Source organism: Lacrimispora sphenoides JCM 1415 (assembly GCF_900105615.1).
Taxonomy (GTDB): Bacteria; Bacillota; Clostridia; order Lachnospirales; family Lachnospiraceae; genus Lacrimispora; species Lacrimispora sphenoides.
On the sequence record NZ_LT630003.1, the window covers coordinates 2,943,089 to 2,964,233 of the forward strand.

15 protein-coding genes are annotated in these 21,145 nt (G+C 46.1%); 1 reads left to right on the forward strand and 14 read right to left on the reverse strand.

Going from position 1 to position 21,145, the window contains the following annotated elements:
* Positions 1 to 288: 288 nt before the first annotated feature.
* From BMX69_RS13260 to BMX69_RS13305, 10 genes are all read right to left on the reverse strand, one after another.
* Positions 289 to 1,578 carry an ABC transporter substrate-binding protein gene (locus BMX69_RS13260; protein ID WP_408610343.1) on the reverse strand — a complete coding sequence of 430 codons (1,290 nt, stop codon included), beginning with the start codon at positions 1,576 to 1,578 and terminating at the stop codon, positions 289 to 291.
* Between the two features lie 59 nt (positions 1,579 to 1,637).
* On the reverse strand, positions 1,638 to 2,306 hold the full coding sequence (locus tag BMX69_RS13265) for a response regulator transcription factor (protein ID WP_100042596.1): 669 nt from the start codon (positions 2,304 to 2,306) through the stop codon (positions 1,638 to 1,640).
* The gene (locus BMX69_RS13270) at positions 2,299 to 3,612 is read right to left on the reverse strand and encodes a sensor histidine kinase (RefSeq protein WP_100042597.1); all 1,314 of its coding nucleotides are present in this window, start codon (positions 3,610 to 3,612) and stop codon (positions 2,299 to 2,301) included. Before BMX69_RS13270 ends, BMX69_RS13265 begins: the two co-directional genes overlap by 8 nt.
* A 9-nt stretch (positions 3,613 to 3,621) precedes the next feature.
* A complete protein-coding gene (locus BMX69_RS13275) occupies positions 3,622 to 4,572 on the reverse strand; it encodes a sugar ABC transporter substrate-binding protein (protein ID WP_408610344.1) in 951 nt (316 codons plus the stop codon).
* Between the two features lie 247 nt (positions 4,573 to 4,819).
* Positions 4,820 to 5,788, reverse strand: a complete 969-nt coding sequence (locus BMX69_RS13280; protein WP_100042598.1) for an ABC transporter permease — start codon at positions 5,786 to 5,788, stop codon at positions 4,820 to 4,822.
* 18 nt (positions 5,789 to 5,806) lie between these two features.
* A complete protein-coding gene (locus tag BMX69_RS13285) occupies positions 5,807 to 7,294 on the reverse strand; it encodes a sugar ABC transporter ATP-binding protein (RefSeq protein ID WP_100042599.1) in 1,488 nt (495 codons plus the stop codon).
* Positions 7,295 to 7,425: 131 nt separating this feature from the next.
* Positions 7,426 to 8,511: a sugar ABC transporter substrate-binding protein gene (locus BMX69_RS13290; RefSeq protein ID WP_100042600.1), complete on the reverse strand. Its 1,086-nt coding sequence runs from the start codon at positions 8,509 to 8,511 to the stop codon at positions 7,426 to 7,428.
* A 157-nt stretch (positions 8,512 to 8,668) separates the two neighbouring features.
* On the reverse strand, positions 8,669 to 9,349 hold the full coding sequence (locus BMX69_RS13295) for a D-lyxose/D-mannose family sugar isomerase (protein ID WP_054790333.1): 681 nt from the start codon (positions 9,347 to 9,349) through the stop codon (positions 8,669 to 8,671).
* Between the two features lie 11 nt (positions 9,350 to 9,360).
* Positions 9,361 to 10,221: a class II fructose-bisphosphate aldolase gene (locus BMX69_RS13300; RefSeq protein ID WP_100042601.1), complete on the reverse strand. Its 861-nt coding sequence runs from the start codon at positions 10,219 to 10,221 to the stop codon at positions 9,361 to 9,363.
* Positions 10,222 to 10,250: 29 nt separating this feature from the next.
* Entirely contained in the window at positions 10,251 to 11,366 is a 1,116-nt protein-coding gene (locus BMX69_RS13305; protein ID WP_100042602.1) for a carbohydrate kinase family protein, read from the reverse strand.
* Positions 11,367 to 11,868: 502 nt separating this feature from the next.
* Between BMX69_RS13305 and BMX69_RS13310 the strand changes: the two genes are divergently transcribed.
* Positions 11,869 to 13,644, forward strand: a complete 1,776-nt coding sequence (locus BMX69_RS13310) for a methyl-accepting chemotaxis protein (protein ID WP_100042603.1) — start codon at positions 11,869 to 11,871, stop codon at positions 13,642 to 13,644.
* A 152-nt stretch (positions 13,645 to 13,796) separates the two neighbouring features.
* Here the strand turns inward: BMX69_RS13310 and abc-f are convergent, their stop codons facing one another.
* The 4 genes from abc-f to BMX69_RS13330 form a co-directional block, all read right to left on the reverse strand.
* Positions 13,797 to 15,680, reverse strand: a complete 1,884-nt coding sequence (abc-f, locus tag BMX69_RS13315; RefSeq protein WP_100042604.1) for a ribosomal protection-like ABC-F family protein — start codon at positions 15,678 to 15,680, stop codon at positions 13,797 to 13,799.
* Between the two features lie 56 nt (positions 15,681 to 15,736).
* Positions 15,737 to 17,038: a DUF1576 domain-containing protein gene (locus BMX69_RS13320; protein WP_100042605.1), complete on the reverse strand. Its 1,302-nt coding sequence runs from the start codon at positions 17,036 to 17,038 to the stop codon at positions 15,737 to 15,739.
* A 108-nt stretch (positions 17,039 to 17,146) separates the two neighbouring features.
* The gene (locus tag BMX69_RS13325) at positions 17,147 to 19,750 is read right to left on the reverse strand and encodes a cation-translocating P-type ATPase (RefSeq protein ID WP_100043852.1); all 2,604 of its coding nucleotides are present in this window, start codon (positions 19,748 to 19,750) and stop codon (positions 17,147 to 17,149) included.
* 356 nt (positions 19,751 to 20,106) lie between these two features.
* Complete coding sequence (locus BMX69_RS13330) at positions 20,107 to 21,123, reverse strand: zinc-dependent alcohol dehydrogenase (protein ID WP_100042606.1); 1,017 nt, start codon at positions 21,121 to 21,123, stop codon at positions 20,107 to 20,109.
* Positions 21,124 to 21,145 lie beyond the last annotated feature (22 nt).

Below are 21,145 nucleotides of genomic sequence, written 5' to 3' on the forward strand. Positions count from 1 at the left end.
AATCTTTTATTTGCTGATACCATTCACGATTATTGTGGTTCTCCAAGTCTGATGAGTAATCAAGAATGATTTTTCAGACCAACCTACGCGCAGGATATCAATGCCATGAGCACGGTTTTTAATGCCATGAATTTGTGTTTTGAAAGTAAATGAGATAAATGAATGTGATAAGTGAGATTATCCAAATGACCATTTGAGGCTTCAGTGCGTACATTTAAGCCTTGACGTACTTTTTTTGAGGATATACTCTACATCTATAGCGGAGTAACCGGGTCGCACCATACCAATTTATTTCTGCTGCTGCAAATATTTACTGACCGTCCTCTGAAAAATTTTCATACTGCTGTCAACATTTTTATTTTCCTGCAGAATCTTGGATACCTCCCCATCGGCCAGATTCATGATCTGCTGGTACTGCAATAGCTTAGACTCAATGATACCATCCTCAATGACATTATACAGCAGGGTACTGCTGATTACCTGTTCTCCCTCATCCATGTCCTCCTGTATGATATTTGCCCCTTCTTTAGAGGAAGCTACACTCTTTAAGGCTGGAACTCCCTGGGAATATAAGTATACATCCATCTGCATTTCCGGACTACAGGTCAGCTGTTTCAAAAATTCCCATGCCAGTCTTTCATGCTTTGTCTTGCTGTTGATCCCCATCAATAGTGCATCTACCTTCGATATGTTTTTTCCTTCCCTTCCCGCCGGGAACGTGATACAGTCCCACTGAAACCTGGTGTACTTTTTGATCCGGTAAGGATAGGTCTTATAGGTACGGTATTCCGCAAAGGTCAGTGGCATGAACGCAACCCTTCCTTCATTAAAATCTTCCTGGGTAACGCTCTGTCCCTGGTTTAGGTCATTCAGCCGTTTGATATATTTGATTGCGTCCAGGACCCGGCTGTCGGTAAAGGAAATCTGATCCTGGTTTTCGTCATACAGTTTTCCTCCGCTGGTGTAAAACGCATCCCGCCAGCTGTAATTATAAGTGCCGAACTGATCCAAAAGTCCGTCCTTATCCGTATCTTTTGTCACCTTCCTGCATATTTCGTACATATCCTCCCAGGTCCAGTCCTCCCTCGGCATCTGGATCTTCTCCTTTGCCAGCAGAGATTTATTTACAAACATGAGAGTTGGTACTATTTCATAGGGAAGAGCATACTGACGTCCATTGCGTTGCCCCGTATTCAAGGCCGTGGTAAAAAAATCCTCTTTATGAAAGGTATTATCTCCTGTCATCAGCTCGTCTAAATCCTTCATAACTCCCAGCGAAGTGAACTTGTCAAAGTCCGAATCCAGAACCATGAACACATCCGGCATCTCCCCTTCCAAAAGCTTGCGGGCGCACCATTCCGAATAATCCTCTTTCGCGATTCCGCTGTAATAATGGATCTTCACATTGGGGTGAGATTCCTCAAAGCGTTTCACCGCTTTGTCTATGATCTTAAAGCTGTTGGCACTGGCCACATCCCAGTTGCTCCCTGTAAACATGCCGAATTCCAGAACTGTTTCCCTATGCTGATCGCGGTAAATCAAGGCCGCTGCAGTCAGCACCCCTATGAAGGCACTCATGCAAAGGCGCTTTCTCCACTTCCCCATTCCTGTTTCCCCTTTGTTCTTCTATTTATATATTAAGTTTCTATCCGCTTCCTTACATTGGTCTGGACAGCCCAGATCGCCAGCTGGGTGCGGTCCCTTAAATCCAGCTTGTTTAAAATCGTACTCAAGTAATTGCGGACAGTTCCCTCAGAAAGGTTCAAGGCCTTTGCTATTTCCTTATTGCTGGCCCCCTTCTCCACCTGGGCAATGATCTTCCATTCCGTTCTGGTCAGTTCATCCATATTTTTCTCCCGGACAGAAATGGTATCATCCGCCTGGGCCATCTGAGAAAAGAAACGCAGTACTTTTGTTGCAATATCCGGATTGATCATTGCCCAGCCATTGTAAACCGTTGTAATGGCTCCTACCAGCTCATCCATGGAAACCCCTTTCAGCATGTACCCGCTAGCCCCGTATTTTAACGCGTTATACACGTATTCGTCATCATCAAAGGTGGTCAGTATAATGATCTTGATCTGGGGATAGCTTTCCTTAATGATCTTTGTGCACTGCACTCCGTCCATCTTTGGCATCCGCACATCCATTAAAATCACATCCGGCACGTTCTTCCTCACGCACCGGATCACCTCCTGGCCGTCTGCGGCCACATCGGTCACCGTCATGTCCTGCCTGCTGTTTAATACGATCTGCAGGCTCTGACGAATCAATTCCTGATCATCCGCAATCAATACTTTAATCATAAGTCTCTCCCCTCCGAATCGGTATTCTTGCATTGACGATGAACCCATCGCTTCCGTCAAACGTCACAACTCCGCTTAACATTCGGATCCGCTCTTTCATGTGCTTTGTTCCGAAACCGTTTTTCATTTCCTTACAGCCGATCCCATTGTCCTTAATCTGAATCAGGATGTCCTGATTTTCTCTTTTCATGGTGATCCAGATCTCCCTGGCATGTCCGTGGCGCATGGCATTGGTGATCCCTTCCTGAACCACACGGTAGATGGCATTTTCCTCATCTTCATCAAACTTTAGGTTCTGGACCCTGCAATCAAAATAGATCCTGGTTTCTGAGACTGCATTAATATCCGTAACCATTTTGTTAATCGCATATTCCAGGCTGAAACGCTCCAAGGCATCCGGCCTTAATTCGCTCACCGAACGGCGGATATCCTTTATCCCGTCTCTGGTGACCTTGGAGATCAGCTCCAGCTGCTTCTTTGTTTGCTCCGGGGAAGTCCCGATGATGGCAAGACAGGCATCGATCCCTGCTGCGATCCCGGTCAGAGTATGGCCCAGAGTATCATGTATTTCCCTGGCCAGACGGTTCCTCTCCCTTGTTTCAGCCATTTTTTCAGCCATAAGGGAATACTTTTGAAGCTGCTCATTGACCTCCTGAAGTTTTTCATTGAGTCCGTGAATCTCATCTAAGTTTCCCTGCTGTTCGTTGATGATATTAACACAGTATACAACAAACACAATGACATTTAAGGATATTAAAATGTTGTATGCACTTAAAAGGTACTGCTGCACCGATGCGCTGTAATAAGAGATGTAATCCTGTATGGAATACAGACGGTAGGAAATGGATAAAAGCTCATAGTCAGCCAATATAAAGCTTCCGATGGCAACGGCAGCCAGGATATATCTGGATTTCCCGTTCTTCACATACATGATGACATTGGAAAACACCAGAAGCAGGATTCCGTTATAGTTAAAATTTAAAAGAATGATGATCATAAAGCAAATGATGAATTCTGTAACCAGGCTGGTAAGGATGACCTTGCTGTTATTGGGAAACAAACGGTCGCGAATCACCATGCTTAAGGTCAGCAGTCCTAAAAGAAAGGCACAGAGCCAGATTTTTGCATAAGGATACCATACGATCGCCTGGATCCCGTTTAAGAATTCCCTTGCGGCGTACGCCCTGCGGATTTTTTCAATAGTCCGGTAAATAAATATGCTGATCCCCATGACCGATATCATGTTTAAGGCCAGAATCCCCACCTGAAGGAGGCCGATCCGGCTGTTAATTTTTTCTGCTTCCATCTCTTCTACCTACTGCCAACCGTCAATTTCGTAATTATCAAGATTGTCCTTTGTAATTAATGTGGTGGGCAGGCTTATGTATTTTTCCACCGGTTCTCCTGCCAGATACCGGTAAGCAGTTTCCGCCGCTACCCTGCCGATGGACTTAGGGCTTTGGGCGCTGGTTCCGGTTACATAGCCCATATCCAGGATCGATTTAAAATCAGGGGAACCGTCGATCCCGTAGATCAGGATTCCTTCCTCCCGCTTTGCCTGCTGCAAAGCCGCGAGAGCTCCCAGGGCCGTTGGATCGTTGCCGCCCAGGATGACATCAAAATCAATGTTTTTACGCAAAATTTCCTCCATCACTTTGGAAGACACCTCAATTTCCCCGGCAGCTGCATGACGGTATACCACCCGGTAATTGTCATTGCCTGCAATTGCATCGGTAAATCCCTGGGAACGGTAGGTGATGGACATTTGTATGGGGTTGTCCAGGATTATTATATTGGCGGATTTCTTCCTCTTCATCATATCCAGGGCGCAAATCTGCCCTGCCTGATAATTATCCGTTTCTATGATGGATATGACAGAATCCCGGTCCTTTACCGCGGTATCCACATTGATGACGGCAACTCCTGCTTCTTTGCAAGCGTCAAGAGCAGGGGTAACAGCCTCCCAGTCCACAGGATTTAAAAACAGCATACAGATTCCCTCATGAATCAATTCCAAAATCTGCTCATTCTGTTTTTCCTGGTCCTGTAGGGGGTCCCTGGTGAGAAGAATATCTCCGTTGGCTACAACCACTTCTTCGATTCCCTGGTTCAAGACGTCAAAATAAGGGTTGTTCCTTGTCATATAGGTCGCCCCAAAAAGGAGGGCCTCGTGTTGTCTGGGATCTATCTCATTTCTTCTGCATCCGGGCAAAAGGGCCAATATTGCCAATATTGCTATGATCAGAATGAATCGTCCTGTCCTCATCTTCATGTGTTTCACTCCTCAAATGCGGTTTTTTTCATTATATCATACATCCGCAGTGCAGCGAACGAATCCTGAGGATTCATTCGCTCACGGGCATTCGCCCTATGAAATAGGACAGGGAAAGATTTTCTTATGTGCAGGCAAAACAAAAATCTTTCCCTGTCCTATTTCGCACTGCTCATTGCTTTCGTGGATATCACAAAAAGCGTCTCTCCGTTAAGGAAACGCTTCTTGTAAGGATGTGGTTTCAATCCTTCTTTTTATTTCTTAAATAGTCGATGAATACAGCCAGGAGTATGACGATTCCTTTTACTACATATTGCCAGAAGGAATTGACATTCATCAGATTCAGCCCGTTGTTCAGAACACCGATAATAAGGCCGCCGATAATGGTTCCGCCGATCTTTCCGGAACCGCCTGCCATGGAAGTACCTCCTACCACTACTGCTGCAATGGCATCCATTTCCGCTCCGTCACCTGCAGTCGGCTGCCCGGAGTACATGCGGGAGGCCAATACCACGCCGGCAAGACCTGCCATAATACCGGAATATGTATGAACCAGAAGCTTTACCCTGGCTGTGCTGATGCCGGAAAATTTCGCCGCCTGGGCGTTGCCGCCCACTGCGTAGATATGGCGCCCCAGCTTTGTCTTGTTCATAATAACCGCAGTTATGATCAGGACAAATACCAGAAGTATGACTGGAGTTGGAACTCCTCCGATGTAACCGGCACCGAGGAACTGCCATTCCTTTGTAACCACCCGCACCGGTGAACCGCCGGTATAGACATATGCCAGACCCTTTGCCACGTTCATGGTAGCAAGAGTCACGATAAACGGCGGAATCGTGGTTTTGGATATGACCACACCATTCATCATGCCCACTGCCATGCCGATGAGGATGCCAATGATGACAGCAGCAAATATGGGAAGGTTATAGCGGGCCACACAGCCGGCAGCCACACAGCCGGACAAAGCGATGATAGAACCGACGGAAAGGTCGATGCCTCCCAAAATGATGACCATGGTCATGCCGCATGCCAGGAATAAGTTCGATGAAATCTGTCTCAGCACATTGAACATATTCTTATGTGTCAGGAAGGCTCCGCTGGTCTTTGGAAATACGGATAAGAAAATACACAGGATCAGCAATGCCCCGATGATACCGATATTGTCTTTTAAGTATTGTTTTATATTTTTTTGAAGTCTTGTTGTCATTTGATTTTCCCCTCTTTCCTACTTTGCTGCCAGCTTCATGATCTCTTCCTGAGTGACGCTCTCCTCATGGCTGAAACAGCCTGTGATCCTGCCGTCGCACATGACATAAACCCGGTCGCTCATGTTTAAGATCTCCGGCAGCTCGGAGGAAATCATGATGATCGACATGCCGTCTTTTACCAGCTCGTTCATGATCCCGTAGATTTCTGATTTTGCCCCAACGTCCACGCCTCTGGTAGGTTCGTCAAGAATCAGGATTTTAGGAGAAGTGGCAAGCCATCTGCCGATCATGACCTTCTGTTGGTTTCCGCCGGACAAGTTTCCCATTAACTGCTCCTGAGACGGAGTTCTGGTGTCCATCAAATCGATATATTCCTGAGTGATCTTTTCTTCCTTTTTTGAATCCACCCAGATTCCTTTTATAAAGGATTTAAGCACTTCAATGGTAGAGTTAAAGCGGACGGTCTGCACCTTGTAAATTCCCTCCTGCTTCCTGTCCTCCGGCACCAGAGCGATTCCGTATTTCATGGCATCAACGGGAGATTTGATTTTCACTTCCCTGCCTTCCACGTATATCGTTCCGGTAGAACCCGCGGTAAGGCCGAAGATGCATTTTATGGCTTCACTGCGCCCTGCCCCCACAAGTCCTGCAAATCCTATGATTTCTCCTTTGCGCAGCTCAAAGCTGGCTCCCTTTACCATGTTTCCGTCTGCAATATTTTCACATTTTAATACTACTTCGCCTGGTTCCAGATAATCACGGGTATAGTACTTGGTCAGCTCCCGGCCGACCATCATGGCGATCAGCTTATCTCTCGTCGTATCCTTAACAACTTCCGTTCCTACAAAAGCACCATCCCGCAATACGGTCACCCTGTCACAGATCTGCTCCAGTTCATCCATTTTGTGGGAAATGTAAATGATGCCTACGCCTTTCTTTGTCAGCGCCCGCATGGTCTTAAAAAGGAACTCCACTTCTTTATCCGAAATAGAAGAGGTCGGTTCATCCATAACCAGGATCTTTGAATGATAGGAGATCGCTTTTACGATCTCCACCATCTGCTGCTGGGCGATCGTCAAATTCTTAACGAGTGCATCTGCATGAATGTTCATATGATAGTCATCAAGTAATTCCTGGGCGTCCTTTTCCATGGCTTCATGGTTGATCCAGCCGCCCTTCCCCGGCTCCCGTCCCAGAAAGATATTTTCCGCTACGGTCATATGAGGTACCAGTACCAGCTCCTGATGAATGATGGAGATACCGTTTTCATGGGAGGTGTTTACCCCGTCAATAATCACCTTCTGGCCATCAATGAAAATCTCTCCCTCTTCCGCTATATAAATGCCGCCCAAAACCTTTATCAGCGTAGACTTTCCGGCTCCGTTCTCCCCAAGAAGCGCATGGACTTCACCGGTACGGAGTTCTAAATCCACTCCTAGAAGCGCCTTTACTCCCGGAAAGGATTTATGGATATTTTTCATCTGAAGCAGAATCTTTTCGCTCATAAATTCACCTGCCTGTTCTAATGATTGTTTTGTCTTCTGGGATTTACCGTTTTAAAGCGCCCGGAGGGCGTCCCAAACCCAATGTTTCTCCTGTTTTGAGACACCCTCCTACAGCACTTTCCATATTTCTTTTACTGCCAGCCGTCTGTTCCGAAATCCTTTACATTATCAGATGTGATCAGGAAGGTTTCTACCGGATAACGGTCATCTACTTTATCACCATTTAAATAGGAATACATAATATTGACTGCAGATTGTGCGATCTTAACCGGAGACTGTGCGCCGCTTCCTTCAATAAGGGAATCGCCGGAAGCCATCTCTGCCTTGATATCAGGAGAACCGTCTACGCCGTAGATCTTGCAGTCCTTGATTCCTGCTGCATTCGCTGCTGCCAGAGCTCCAAGTGCTGTCGGATCGTTGCCGCCGAAGATGGCAACTACATCGCCGTGTGCCTGGAGAAGGTCTTCTGCTATGCCCATGGCAACCTGTAAGTTGCCCTTTGCATCCTGCTGGGCTACGATGTTAAAGTTATGTCCTTTAATTGCTTCCAGGAAACCGTTGGTTCTGTCGGTTACAGAATTCATGGTAGGGGAATCAAGAACAATGATATCTCCGCCCTCCGGACATTTCTTAACCAGGTCTTCGCCGCATACGAAACCGGCATTATAGTTATCGGATCCTGTGTAGGAAATCAGATAAGACAAATCAGCCACTTCCGTATCAAAACCTACGATGGGAACATTTGCCGTCTTTAACTGATCCAGGGCCGGCAGTATGCCTTCCGCTTCCGCCGGGTTCATGAACATGGCATCAATACTCTGGGAAATCAAATCCTCCACCTGAGTGATCTGAAGGGTTACATCATTAGCAGGGTCCACAGAAATAAGCTCATCGCCCTGGGCCTCAACCATTTCCCGCATGGTCTTCTCAATGGTAACGAAAAAGGGGTTTGTACCATCCATACAGGTATATCCGAATTTGTAGTGTTTGCTAGAATCCTTTTTCTTCACATTGGCATCAGCCATATTGACGCCGGATTCGGATTTTACCGCTGCCTTTGTCTCTGCAGCTGCTTTTGTCTCTGCTGCCGTAGTGGCAGCTGCCGTAGTCTCAGGCGCTTTCGTCTCTGGCTCCCCATTGCTGCACCCTGCCAGAGAGATTCCTGCAAGAGCTGCACAAATCAACATTGCCGTTAATTTTTTTGTGCTTTTTTTCATGTTACTTCCTCCTTGTACACAATATGTTTGTTGTATTTGCTACATTTTTATCATATCATGAGTTTATTTTTAAAACATGTGCACAATGTAATGAGTTTTATATGACAAATGTAACATTCTTATGCTGCTCTCTTGAGAATCCGGGTTTTCCAACGCCTTATTCCGCTGCCGGATATTCGTTACAAAGAAGACGGTAGGGAGGCTCATCCTCTTCAATTTCCGGGAAACGCCCGGCAGGCAGGTAAAACCGGTTATCCCCGTTGTCGTCGTTGCACATGGAAACCTCTCCCAAAAGTACAGGACCGGTTCCCGGCTCCAGTTCAAAATCATGGTACAGTCCCGGATAGATGGTAATGCTTTCTCCCGGACACAGCTTTACCTGGGTCCCTGCAGCCACCTTGTATTCCCGCCCGTCACTGTGAACGGTCACATCCGTATCCGCAAATTCCCCATCTGATGTGGACTCATAGACACGGATGAGCACATTTCCTCCGCCCCGGTTGATAATGTCCTCCATTTTCGTCCAGTGAAAATGCATGGCTGCGGATTGCCCTTCCTTAATATAAAGCAGCTTTTCCGCATATGGCTTTGTATATTTCTCCATGTTCACATTTCCGTTTCGCAGTGTGATCAGAGAAAATCCCACCTTATCAAAGTCGCCCATTCCAAAATCCGTAATATCCCAGCCCAGCATGTTGTCACGGATCTCATCATAGTCATGGCCTGTTTTCTTCCACTCTTCCGGCGTAAAATGGCAAAATGGGGGAAGGGCAAAACCGCATGCCTTAGCCATCTCTTCCATATCCCTTAATGCTTTGTTAATTTCTGAACGTTTCATCGGAAACCTCCTTATTTCAAATTGGAAAATACTTTTATGGTATGAAGCACATCCTTCTTCATGGCTTCAATTCCCCATAAGGTCACATCATGATAATATACATATCCTTCCGACTCCATGGCCTTTTCTTTTACATGCATTCCGCCTGCCTTCGCTAAGTATGTATAATAATTGATCTTGCGGACGCCGTTATTGATGCACTTACGGAAGTCCTGGTCACTGACACCGGAGCCTCCATGCATGACAATGGGAAGTCCGATCCTGTTTTTTATCTGACTGATCCGGTCAAAATCCAGCTTTGGTTCCGTAATGTAAAGTCCGTGAACCGTTCCAAAGGAGCATGCCAGGGCATCGGTTCCCGTGGTTTTTACAAATCTCTCCGCCTGCTCCGGGTCCGTGTAGCAGCCTTCCGTTGCTTCTCCCTCTTCTCCCTCCCCTATACTGGAGAATTCCTGTCTTCCCATGGCGCCGATTTCCGCTTCCACAGATGCCCCGTATGTCCCTGCCATCTCGACTGCGATCCGTGTGTTGGCTGCATTCTCCTCAAAGGACAGGGCAGAGCCGTCATACATGACTGAAGTAAATCCCATATCCAGGGCCTTCTTCAGTATGCTTAAATCATCGCCGTGATCCAGATGCACTGCTACCGGTACGGAAGCTCTTTCTGCCATCATGAGCATAATAGGACCTATGACCTTCATGGGGATGATGGCCTCATGTACCGGGGCAAATTGCAGGATTACCGGCTGGTTTAATTCTTCCGAGGCTTCAAGCACCGCCTGGATCCCTTCCAGGGAAGTAATGTTAAATGCCCCAATTGCTATGTTTTTTACTTCCGCCAGCTCTAAAATTGCCTTCATTGTGATCAGCATATCTTTTTCCTCCTGTTTCATAATTTTTATTATGGGTGTATGATGTTCTGTTGTTCCCACCCGTTTTCAATCTTTTCCCTAAGAGCCTCAAAGGGCAGAAGTCCGCTGATGGCATCATAAGCCGTCACACAGGAGGCTCCTGTTGCCGCTGCAAGCTCCAGACATTCCTCCGGTCTTGATCCATCTAACATTGCCTTTATAAACGCAGCAATGCTCGTATCCCCTGCCCCGGTGGCTGAAAGGATCCGGTCAGGAACAAAGCTGTTCTGGAAACAGGCAATTGAACCCCAGCCTTCCAGAAAATGCTCCGGTGCGGTTTTTAAATACATGCCGGCCGCTCCACATTTTAGCAATACGGTTTTTGCTCCCAGATTAAGCGCCCGGTCCGCAAGGATCTCCACATCCTCGCTTAAGGAAAGTATGGATGTAACGTCTTCTCCGCCTGCCCTTTCCTGCCATTTGTCATACAACTTTTTATCCAGCATATACCCCAGCTCTTCAATGCTTGGAACAAAGAAATCCACGTAAGGAAGTACAGATGCCAGGATCCTCTCCCAGTCACAGCCAGCCGCCTCAGAATCAGGATCAACTGCCGTTAAATCCAGGGATGTGGTAAGGGAAAGCTCCTTGATCTTTCTAAAAAGGCTGACCAGTTCTTCCCCGTTGTTCTCGTAAAATCTGCGCATCAGCGTGGGATATCCAAAATGAAAATGGGAAGCCCCTGACACCTGCTCAAAATCCACGTCCATGCAGCAAAACGTATCATTGCACCCGGGATCGTGGATAAAAAACCGGTCAAAACCCTTTGGAGCTATCACCACCGTGTAGGATGTGGATTCCCCCTCCACTGCCGGAATGCTGCTCTCACATCCGCTCTGCCTGATCTTTTCTTTTAATATCAGGCCGAAGTCATCATTTCCGACCTTTGCCATCAAAAGCACGTCAGCTCCTAAGGCATGAAGACCCAGCCCCGTATTGGAAACAGCCCCGCCTGTGGATATCTGTGCCTTTCCCACACGCAAAAGCTTTCCCGGACGCAAAAGAGCAGAAAACTTCTGATCACCGCTGTTGTTAAATACCGGCGTAATGTCCAGGGAAATATGTCCGGCCACTATAACTTTTTTCTTCCCTTCCTGATATTTCATGTTTAACCCCCTTTCTCTGTAATCATCATAACAACTTCAAGGAAAAAGTCAATATTTTTTATGCATTAATTACTAATGTAATTAGATATATGACATTTGTCATGTGTATATTGCACAATTATTTTAAATAGTCAATCGGATATTCGCAATCCGCAGCGCTAAATTGCTCATCAAAATTAAATGTTCAAAATTTTATAAAAAATACCTTTTATTTTCCACGAAAATAATTTTATATTCTATCATTAATACTATTTTTCTTTAGATTGACAAACAATAATCTTGTATTATATAATGAACAATGTCGATATTTGTCTAAAAATGGATGGCAGAAATCTGGTAAAACCACTGCCATAGGATGTTCACAAAATATTGATTCATATTGTATACCGAAGACGGAGCCTCAGACGTTGTATGTATACACCAATACATGTTTTGAGGAACATATCAACCAAATGGAAACGATCATACATAAGAAAATGATGAAAAACTAGGAGGTATCAGTATGAAGAAATTCAAAGACTACAGTATTACCAAAAAATTGCTTACAGCCTTTCTCAGCATGGTATTTATTATGCTTGTAATCGGCATCACAGGGGTTTGGGGCATGTCCCAAATCAACAAGAAGGACACCTTTTTGTACAAAGAGCAGACGGTTCCCATGAAGGACTTAATCATTGCCACCAAAAATCTGTATCAGCTTCGTGCAGATGCCAACGCTATGGCCAGCCATGCCGGTGATACCATGGAACTGGAATCTCTGGAGAAAAGCTATGTGGAAGCAAAGAACAACTTTCTTAGTAGTTCCGCCGAGTACCGGACAAGTATCAAGAATTCAGAAGCTCTCGCTTTAATAGACGAGGCAACTCAATTATTTACGGATTCCTTTGATCCCTCCATCCAAAAATGCTTAAACGTAGCCAAACAAGGGTCTAAGGACACGGCATTACACGCTTTCGATAATGAGAAGGACAACATCCAAAGGATGTTTGATAACTTTGACAAGCTGGTGGATGTCCGGATGAGGGTGGCTAGCGAGACCAGTGAAAACAACGATTCTACTGCGTTCATCCTGACGGCTGTTCTTTGCCTCATCATTTTAGCAGGAACAGCCATTGCCATATACCTGGGCTTGAGAATTTCCCGTATGATCAGCCTGCCGATCGGACAGATTGTACAGGCTGCCGATAAAATCGCTCTTGGGCATGTGGCTGTTGACTTAAAGGATGTTAACTCCAAAGATGAGACCGGTCAGCTTGCCGCCTCTTTTACCACTATGCTGGCTGGCATCCGGGATCAGGTGCTCATTGCCGAAAAAATCAGCAACGGAGATTTTACACAGGAAGTTCCCCTTCGTTCTGAGGATGATGTGCTCGGACTTGCCCTCCGAAAGATCGAGAAGGATCTCAACCGGACTCTGCTTCTTATAAACACAGCAGCCGATCAGGTAAACTCCGGCGCAGGACAGGTATCCTCCGCAGCACAGGCCCTGGCTTCCGGTTCTACGGAACAAGCCGCAACCGTGGAAGAGCTTAACGCTGCCATAGCCACAGTAGCAAAACAGGCCAGCCAGAATGCGGATAATGTCCGTTTGGCATCTGAGTACGTAGAACAGAATGCAGCCGGAGTCAACGAAAGCAATATACGCATGCAAAGCCTGAATGCATCTATGAATAAGATCAACGCAACTTCCGAAGAAATTTCCAGCATCACAAAAGTGATTGAGGACATCGCCTTCCAGACAAATATTCTTGCATTAAATGCCGCCATTGAGGCCGCCCGTGCCGGCAGCGCCGGAAAGGGGTTTGCAGTGGTAGCGGATGAGGTTCGGAACCTTGCAACCAAATCTGCGGATGCGGCAAAGGAAACGGCAAACCTCATCGTTCATTCCGTAGAAGCAGTTACCGAGGGCAGACAGATGACAGCTGATTCCGCTAAAATCCTTCAGGAAGTAGAAGAAAAATCAAAGTTTTTGGAACAGGCGATCCGGGAAATTGAATCCGCTTCTTCCCAGCAGGTGGTGGCAATCGACCAGATCAACCAGGGCCTGTCACAGGTTTCTGCAGTCATACAGACAAATGCAGCAACCGCAGAAGAAAGCTCCGCTTCCAGTGAAGAGCTGGCCGCACAGTCTGAGACATTGCAGCAGGAAGTTGGAAAATTCAAATTAAACGGGGAACAAACGGATTTTCATAAGGAATACATTCCTTCCTTTGAGAGCGCAGAACCGGAATTTTATACTAACACTTCAACACTCTATGATTACTCCGGTAAATATTGATCAAGAATACATTCTCAGATTACATAGGGCACCATAAAATAGCCTCACAACAAAATTGTAAATAAAAAATGAGCTTTGATTGGTCTAATTGCCACACTCAAAGCTCATTTTTTTATTCCGACTCTTATGCAAACTTATATATTAACAGGCTTTTACATACCTTCTTCATATGCCGTATCAAACCATTCCAGGCACAGCTCATGCCAGTCCTCCCATGCTTTTTGCTGCTCTTCCTTTAGTCCCTCGTAGCGGCCGGACTCTTTCCACGTTTCTTCCTTCCAGAAATCTTCCGATCCCAGCCACCTTTCTTTCATCTCCTCCATGGCAGCCGTCAATTCCATCACCCTGTCTCTTGCCGGCAAAAGACGTTCCAGAACCAGGCCAAGCTTCCAGTCCATGTAGGCTTCTTCCGCCGGTATCTCTCTTAACCTGTGTTTTTCTGCCTTGGGGACTGCGCGCATTCCGGCAATCAGAGCCTGCTCCTCCGCCCTGATCTGTGCCGCAAGACCTTCCCCCTTCACTGCCCTTCTGCGACCTTCCAGATAATGCTCATAACCGAAAGGATAGTAAAAGGCGGACTGATTCTCAAAGATGAGAACCGATTCTGCCACCCGGCTTAAAAAATAACGGTCATGGGATACAAACAAAATGGTGCCCGTATAAGCCCGGAATGCAGATTCCAGGGTTTCTTTTGCCCTGATGTCCATGTGGTTGGTCGGCTCATCCAGGATCAGAAAATTCGGTCTGCTCTGCAAAAGCTCTGCCAGAACAAGCCTTGCCTTTTCTCCTCCCGAGAGGAGGCTCACCCGTTTTCCAGCCTCTTTTCCACCAAATAAATATGCCCCCAATATACTCCTGACCTCTTTTTCTGTCAGGGAAGGGAACAAATCATGAAAATGCTGGGCAACGGATTTATCAGAGTCTATCTCAGAAGAATGCTGGTCAAAATAGCCGATGGTAATCTGGTTTCCCAGAGAAAACTCCCCGGACACCGGGGGAATAAGGCCTGCCGCCGTTTTTAAAAAGGTACTTTTTCCGGCTCCGTTTGGACCCAGGATTCCTATCTTCTGTCCCCTTCGGATCCTCATGGTGAGTTCCATGAGAGGATGGTCATAACCGATTTTCAGGTGTTCCGCTTCAAAGACCCATTTACTCCCTAAAAAGGCCGGCTCCAAAGGCCCTGTGAACATGTGGATATCATCTTCCACCGGTTTCACTGCCGGACCCATCCGTTCCATCGCCTTCCTTTTTGCCCTGGCAAATGAGGCTTTCCGGGGCTTATTCTTAAACCGTTCCACCAAATCATTTAAGCGTTTGATCTCTTCCTGCTGCCGTTCATAGGCCTTCGTCTGTATCCTGACCGCTTTCCTCTTTTCTTCCCGGTAATGGGTATAGTTTCCAGGGTAACGGGTAAGCCTCTTTCCCGATAATTCATATACCACAGTTGCCGTCTGGTCCAGAAAAAAGCGGTCATGGGATACCATTACCACTGATTTTTCATACTGCTTCATATACTGCTCCAGCCATTCCGTAGCCTGAACATCCAGATGATTGGTCGGTTCATCCAGAAGCAGGATATCCGGTTTTAACAGCAGATAACGGATAAGGGCAATCTTTGTCTGTTCTCCGCCGGAGAACTGGGAAATCCTTTTTTTCTTATCTTCTTTTGTAAATCCAAACCCGGTAAACAGCGTATCATATTCCCGCTCATATTCAAACCGTTCCCTGGCAAAGGGATCCCAGGCAGGACAGGAGGACAGCAGTTCTTCCTCTACTGTCCTGTCCTTATCATCAAATGCCTGTTGCTTTAAGTATCCGACCGTCAGTTTTCTGGAACTGATGATTCCAGGGCCTTGCCGTTTATCATCCCGGTCCAGATCCACTTCCCCGGCTATCAGTTTTAAAAGTGTGGTTTTTCCAGCTCCATTATTACCTACCACCGCTATTTTTTCTCTGCCGTGTATTTCAAAGTCAATATGTGACAGAATCAGGCTGCCTCCGGCAATGACTGTCCCATCCTTTATCTGATACAACATCTTCAAATTTTCCTGTTCTTAAATTAATTTTATTCTGGCTTTCGTTTCTCATGAAGCTATAAGGAATCATGGACCTTAGCCCGCGCGCTTCTGTCCCGGACAGACTGGTACACCGGTACCAGGAAGGTGGCTATGAGACCTCCTGCAAAGCCATTGTTATAAAGGTTCATTCCGCCGTAAACAATGCCTACATTAAACGCAGCGGCAGAGTGTAAAAATCCGGCTATAATACCCGCTATAATGCCGAACTCACCGGCAATCGGTGCAAGGGTTGTAGACAATAAAAGTGCAAGAAGAGCGTTGGGATCCGTAATGCTCCAGTTCTGGATCGCTCCTCCAAGTACCACTCCCAACATGATAGGAAGAATGTTTCGCAGATGCTTTCCTGTTGCACTGAAGCCTACAATGGTGAATATTCCTCCAATCGTAGGTCCGTTTAACGCACCTCCTGACATAACAAGGAACAAGGTTGCTACAATTCCGTTAATTCCCATATTAAGGAGTGTAGGCCCAAATCCCTCACTCTTTACATAATCGGTTCCGCTGAGACCATAGGTTTTCAGTATTTCCAGATAACGCTTTCCAACATTCTCTGATAACAGGAATGCAAATATTATCATACCAAAAAACAAAAACAGAAGCAACCTTGCAAATAGCTCATTATTGCCCTCAGACCAGATCAGTCTTGACTCTATGGAAATTCCAAAGGATTTCATCAGTGATACAATCACCGTGGCTATGATGCCGGCGGAAAATCCCACATTATAGAGAGAATATCCCTTGTGGGCGTAGTGCGTATGAGTGGACAGGGGCGGAAGTACAAATCCAATTCCCAATCCAACAAAAATGCTCAAAATCAGCCTGGACGCCAAATGTAAATTTCCGATCTGCATGATCTGAGTGATGATCGGAGACAATGAGGTCCCGTAAAAGCCAATATAAATATAACGTGTAATGGAAGTTTTGTGATAATAAGAATACAGGCAGATGCCCAGCATGATAGCCCATATGTTCATGATATTTTTCCCAAACAAAGAAAAACCAAACATAAGAAAGCATGAGGTTATAGTATGGCCGCTCATCTCCATACCAAGAAAATATACAATTGCAATACTTAATAAGGTTAATACACCCGCATTAACAAAAGCAGCTCCTACGCCGCCAATGGCAAAATAATCCGTAATCAGGAAATCTGGCTCCCTGACAATCGTAATGATACCCCTCCAGATTTCATCGAACGGCTGCAGTAAGAGGCCTGCAACAATAAAATAAATCGGCACCAGGGCAAGAATTTGGAATTTCGTCCGCCTGGACAGCGGTCCGCAATTTCTCACTTTTAGTGAAAGTTGTCCTGTCATGTGTCGTTCCTTTCTCCTATATTTAATTTTATGTACTGAAATATTTTAACATTTTTAAAAAAGAGGTTCAACACTTTTTTTACGGTTGAACCTCTTTTTTAGAAGTAATTATTTCCTGTTTTCTTTTATGATTTTTGCAAACTGTATGATGATCGTAGGAATGACTGCAAGACCATATATGATGCCAATCTGGCTGGCTGTTAGAGGAGCTACGGAAAACAGCTTTTCAAGGACGGGCACAAACATAACAAGGCTTAACAGGAAAACTCCTGCAAGGAATGCTCCAAGACTGTACCAGTTGCTTGCAAAACCCAGCCGGAAAATAGACTGGCGGCTTCTGCAGTTAAATCCGTGGAACAACCGGGAAAGGGTCAGGGTACAAAAGGCCATGGTGCTGGCTGTGGCTGCACTGCCCTGCTTTAATCCGATATGGAAAGCCGTCATGGTACATACAGCAATCAGCGCACCCTGCACCAGTATCTTAAGCATAAATTCTTTGGACAGGATTCCCTCCTTTGGATCTCTTGGCTTCCTGTTAAGCAGTCCGTGCTCCGCAGGCTCCATGCCAATAGCGATTGCCGGAAGGGAATCAGTCAACAGGTTAATGAACAGCAGATGGACCGGTGCAAAGGGGACAGGAAGAGCCATAATCGATGTATACAGGACGGAAAGGATTCCCGCCATGTTTCCGGACAGCAAAAACTGAATGGCGTTTTTTATGTTCCGGTAAACATTACGGCCGTTGGCAACTGCCTTAATAATGGTTGCAAAGTTATCATCTGCCAGAATCATGGATGCAGCATCCTTGGAAACCTCCGTACCGGTGATTCCCATAGCCACTCCGATGTCGGCCTTCTTTAAGGCAGGCGCATCATTGACTCCGTCTCCTGTCATAGAAACAACATTTCCCCGCCTCTGCCATGCGTCCACAATTCGGATCTTATTTTCCGGCGAAACTCTGGCATATACGGAAGTCTTAGTAATATTTAAGTCAAGCTCTTCATCGGTCATAGCGTCTAATTCCGCGCCGGTAACAGCCATATCTCCCTTTTCGAAAATACCGATCTGTTTTGCTATGGCAGTTGCCGTGATCTTATGATCTCCGGTGATCATTACCGGCCGGATTCCTGCCCGTTTGGCATCGGCTACCGCATCCTTAGACTCTTCTCTCGGCGGGTCAACCATCGAGATAAGCCCAATAAAGATAAAGTCGTTTTCTGATTTTAAGGAAAGCACATGGTCTTCTTCCACTTCCTTATAGGCAAAAGCAAGCACCCGAAGTCCATTCTCTGAAAATCTCATATTCTGCTCCAGGATATTCTCCCGGTCTTTTTCTGTCAGTTCCCTGACTCCTTCCGAGGTACGGATGTGGGTGGTCCGGTACAGCAATACATCCACCGCACCCTTTGTCAGTATGGTAGGAACTCCATGAAGCTGGTATTTGGTGCTCATCAGCTTCCGGTCGGAATCAAAGGGAATCTCTTCCAGGCGGTGCATCATTTCCCTGATGAGATCATGACTTAAGCTGACTTTTCCTGCCATTTCAAGAAGGGCATACTCCGTAGGATCTCCGATCCCCTTTCCTTCTACAAGAGAGGAATCGTTGGTCAGCAGCGCATCGTAAAGAAGATACCTGTGGAGCTGGCTGCGAAGGTCTAACTCATCCGGCTGACAGACTTTGCCATCCACATAGATATCCTTTACTGTCATCTTATTTTGGGTCAGGGTTCCTGTCTTATCAGAACAGATGACGGAAACGCAGCCAAGGCTTTCCACCGCCTTTAATTCCTTAATAATGGCATTTTCTTTTGCCATCCGCTGTGTTCCCATTGCCTGTACAATAGTTACTATGGAGCTTAAGGCCTCCGGAATCGCAGCAACTGCAAGAGCCACAGCAAACATCAGGGAGTCTAAAAGTGGCATTTTACGGTAAATACTTAACAGGAACACCAGGCCGCAGATCACCATAATGACCATGGCAAGCCGGCTGGAAAACTGATCCAGACTGACCTGCAAAGGTGTTTTTTTCTCCTTTGTCGCATTCATCAGGCTGGCGATCTTTCCGATCTCCGTATCCATTCCTGTTCCGGTGACAGCGACTACCGCTCTGCCGTAAGTAACCAGGCTTCCGGAATAAACCATGTTGGTCCGGTCTGCCAGAGGTGCTTCTGTATCAAGAGTCCCTTCTTCCTTATCCACATTGGTAGATTCGCCGGTTAAGGAGCTTTCGTTTACCTGCAGGGAATAATTATTAAGGATTCGTCCATCAGCCACTACCATATCTCCGGCTTCCAGAAGCAGGATATCTCCGGGAACCACGCCTTTTGAAGCGATCTCAACCTTTTGTCCATCCCGGATCACCTTGGCAGTTGGTGACGATAAGGACTTTAAGCTTGCCAGAGACTTCTGGGCCTTTTCATGCTGCACGGTTCCAAGAACTGCATTCAGCACAATAACCGCTACGATAACGATGGTACTTTCTGCATTTCCTGAAAGCATGGAAATAACAGCCGCTGCAATCAGAATGACCACCAGCAGATCACGGAACTGCTCGGCAAATACTTGAAGGGTGCTTTTTTTCTTTCCCTCCTCCAGAATATTTTCTCCCTTGCTGGCAAGAAGTCCGGCTGCTTCTGTTGCACTTAAGCCTTCCTTTGATGTGTGAAGCGCTTCTAAAACTTCTTCTTCTGTTTTCTGATACCAGTCTTTCAAACTTTCCTCCGTTCTGCTGCCCATTCGGACAGCCTGCATCAACATGTACTGTTTGATCTCTCTGATTTATTATTGCCCCAAAAAGAAAAAGAAAAAGACTTTTAATGCACTTATTCTGAAAAATATTAAATGTTCAGAATAAATACATTAAAAGTCTGGTAACCATTGTCTGGCATGCACCACCAGACTGGCCTTTGTCAGTCAGGATGTTGATGATGCATTTAAACTACTCCCTCTTAATGAAGCATATTTAATTGTAAATCAGATACTTATATCTTCGATCCAGACAATTATACGTTCTAATGCTTTATTTGTCAATCATCATTTTTTCTGTATGACTTTTCGCCTGTCATCTGTTACAGAATTACGTTTACTTTCATATAGTTACCGGAATTCCGTTCAATATCAGCGATCACTGCCGGGGTTTCTTCCATCGTAACGGTTTTGGTCAGTATTTTTCTCACATCTACCCTGCCTGAATGGATCAGCTCAATGGCTTCTTCAAATTCATTGGCACTGGTACGGGCACCGCGGATATCAATTTCCTTTCTGGTGATCATATCGGTAGGAAGCGGAGTCTCTTTTTTCGGCCATCCGGTCAGCGTAATCCTGCCTGCGTTCGCTGTAATGTCAAGGGCAGAACGGACTGCCGGGTTTGCGCCGGAACATTCCATAACAAGCTCTGCCAAACGGCCATTGGTATATTCCAATACCTTTTCTGTCAGGTTTTCTTCTGCTGAATGAATGGTATATTTTACTCCCAGCTCTTTTGCAAAAGAAAGGCGCTCAGCAACAACGTCAATAACAATAGGCTCTGCCTCATAAGCCAGAGCTGACATGGCTGCCAGAAGACCGATGGGGCCTGCCCCTATGATCGCCACATGCTCCCCTTTCTTTAAACCGCCTCTGTGAATGCCATGTAAGGCAATGGTAAGAGGCTCTGCCATCGGTGCAATATCCCATGGCATATCTTCCGGAAGCTTCCAGAGCATATCTGCCGGATGTACCATATAGTCGGACATCCCTCCCTCCACATGGACGCCAAGTACCTTTAAATCGGTACAGCAATTGGTTCGTCCAATGGAACAGGGGTAGCACTCTCCGCAAAAGAGATAGGGATCTACGATCACATGGTCTCCTGCTTTAATTCCTTTCCCGTTGTCTTCCGGAATGGATATTACCTCTCCCACTACCTCATGGCCGATAATCCTTGGATAGGATACCAGAGGATTGGTACCCCGGTAAGCACCGATGTCACTTCCGCAGATACCTGCTGCCCGTACTTTTATAAGGGCCTGACCTTCCTTTGGCTCTGGTTTCTCGTTGTCAATACATGCAACCTTCCACGGTTCTTCTAAATAAATAGCGCGCAATTTCTTTTACCTCCATTCATTA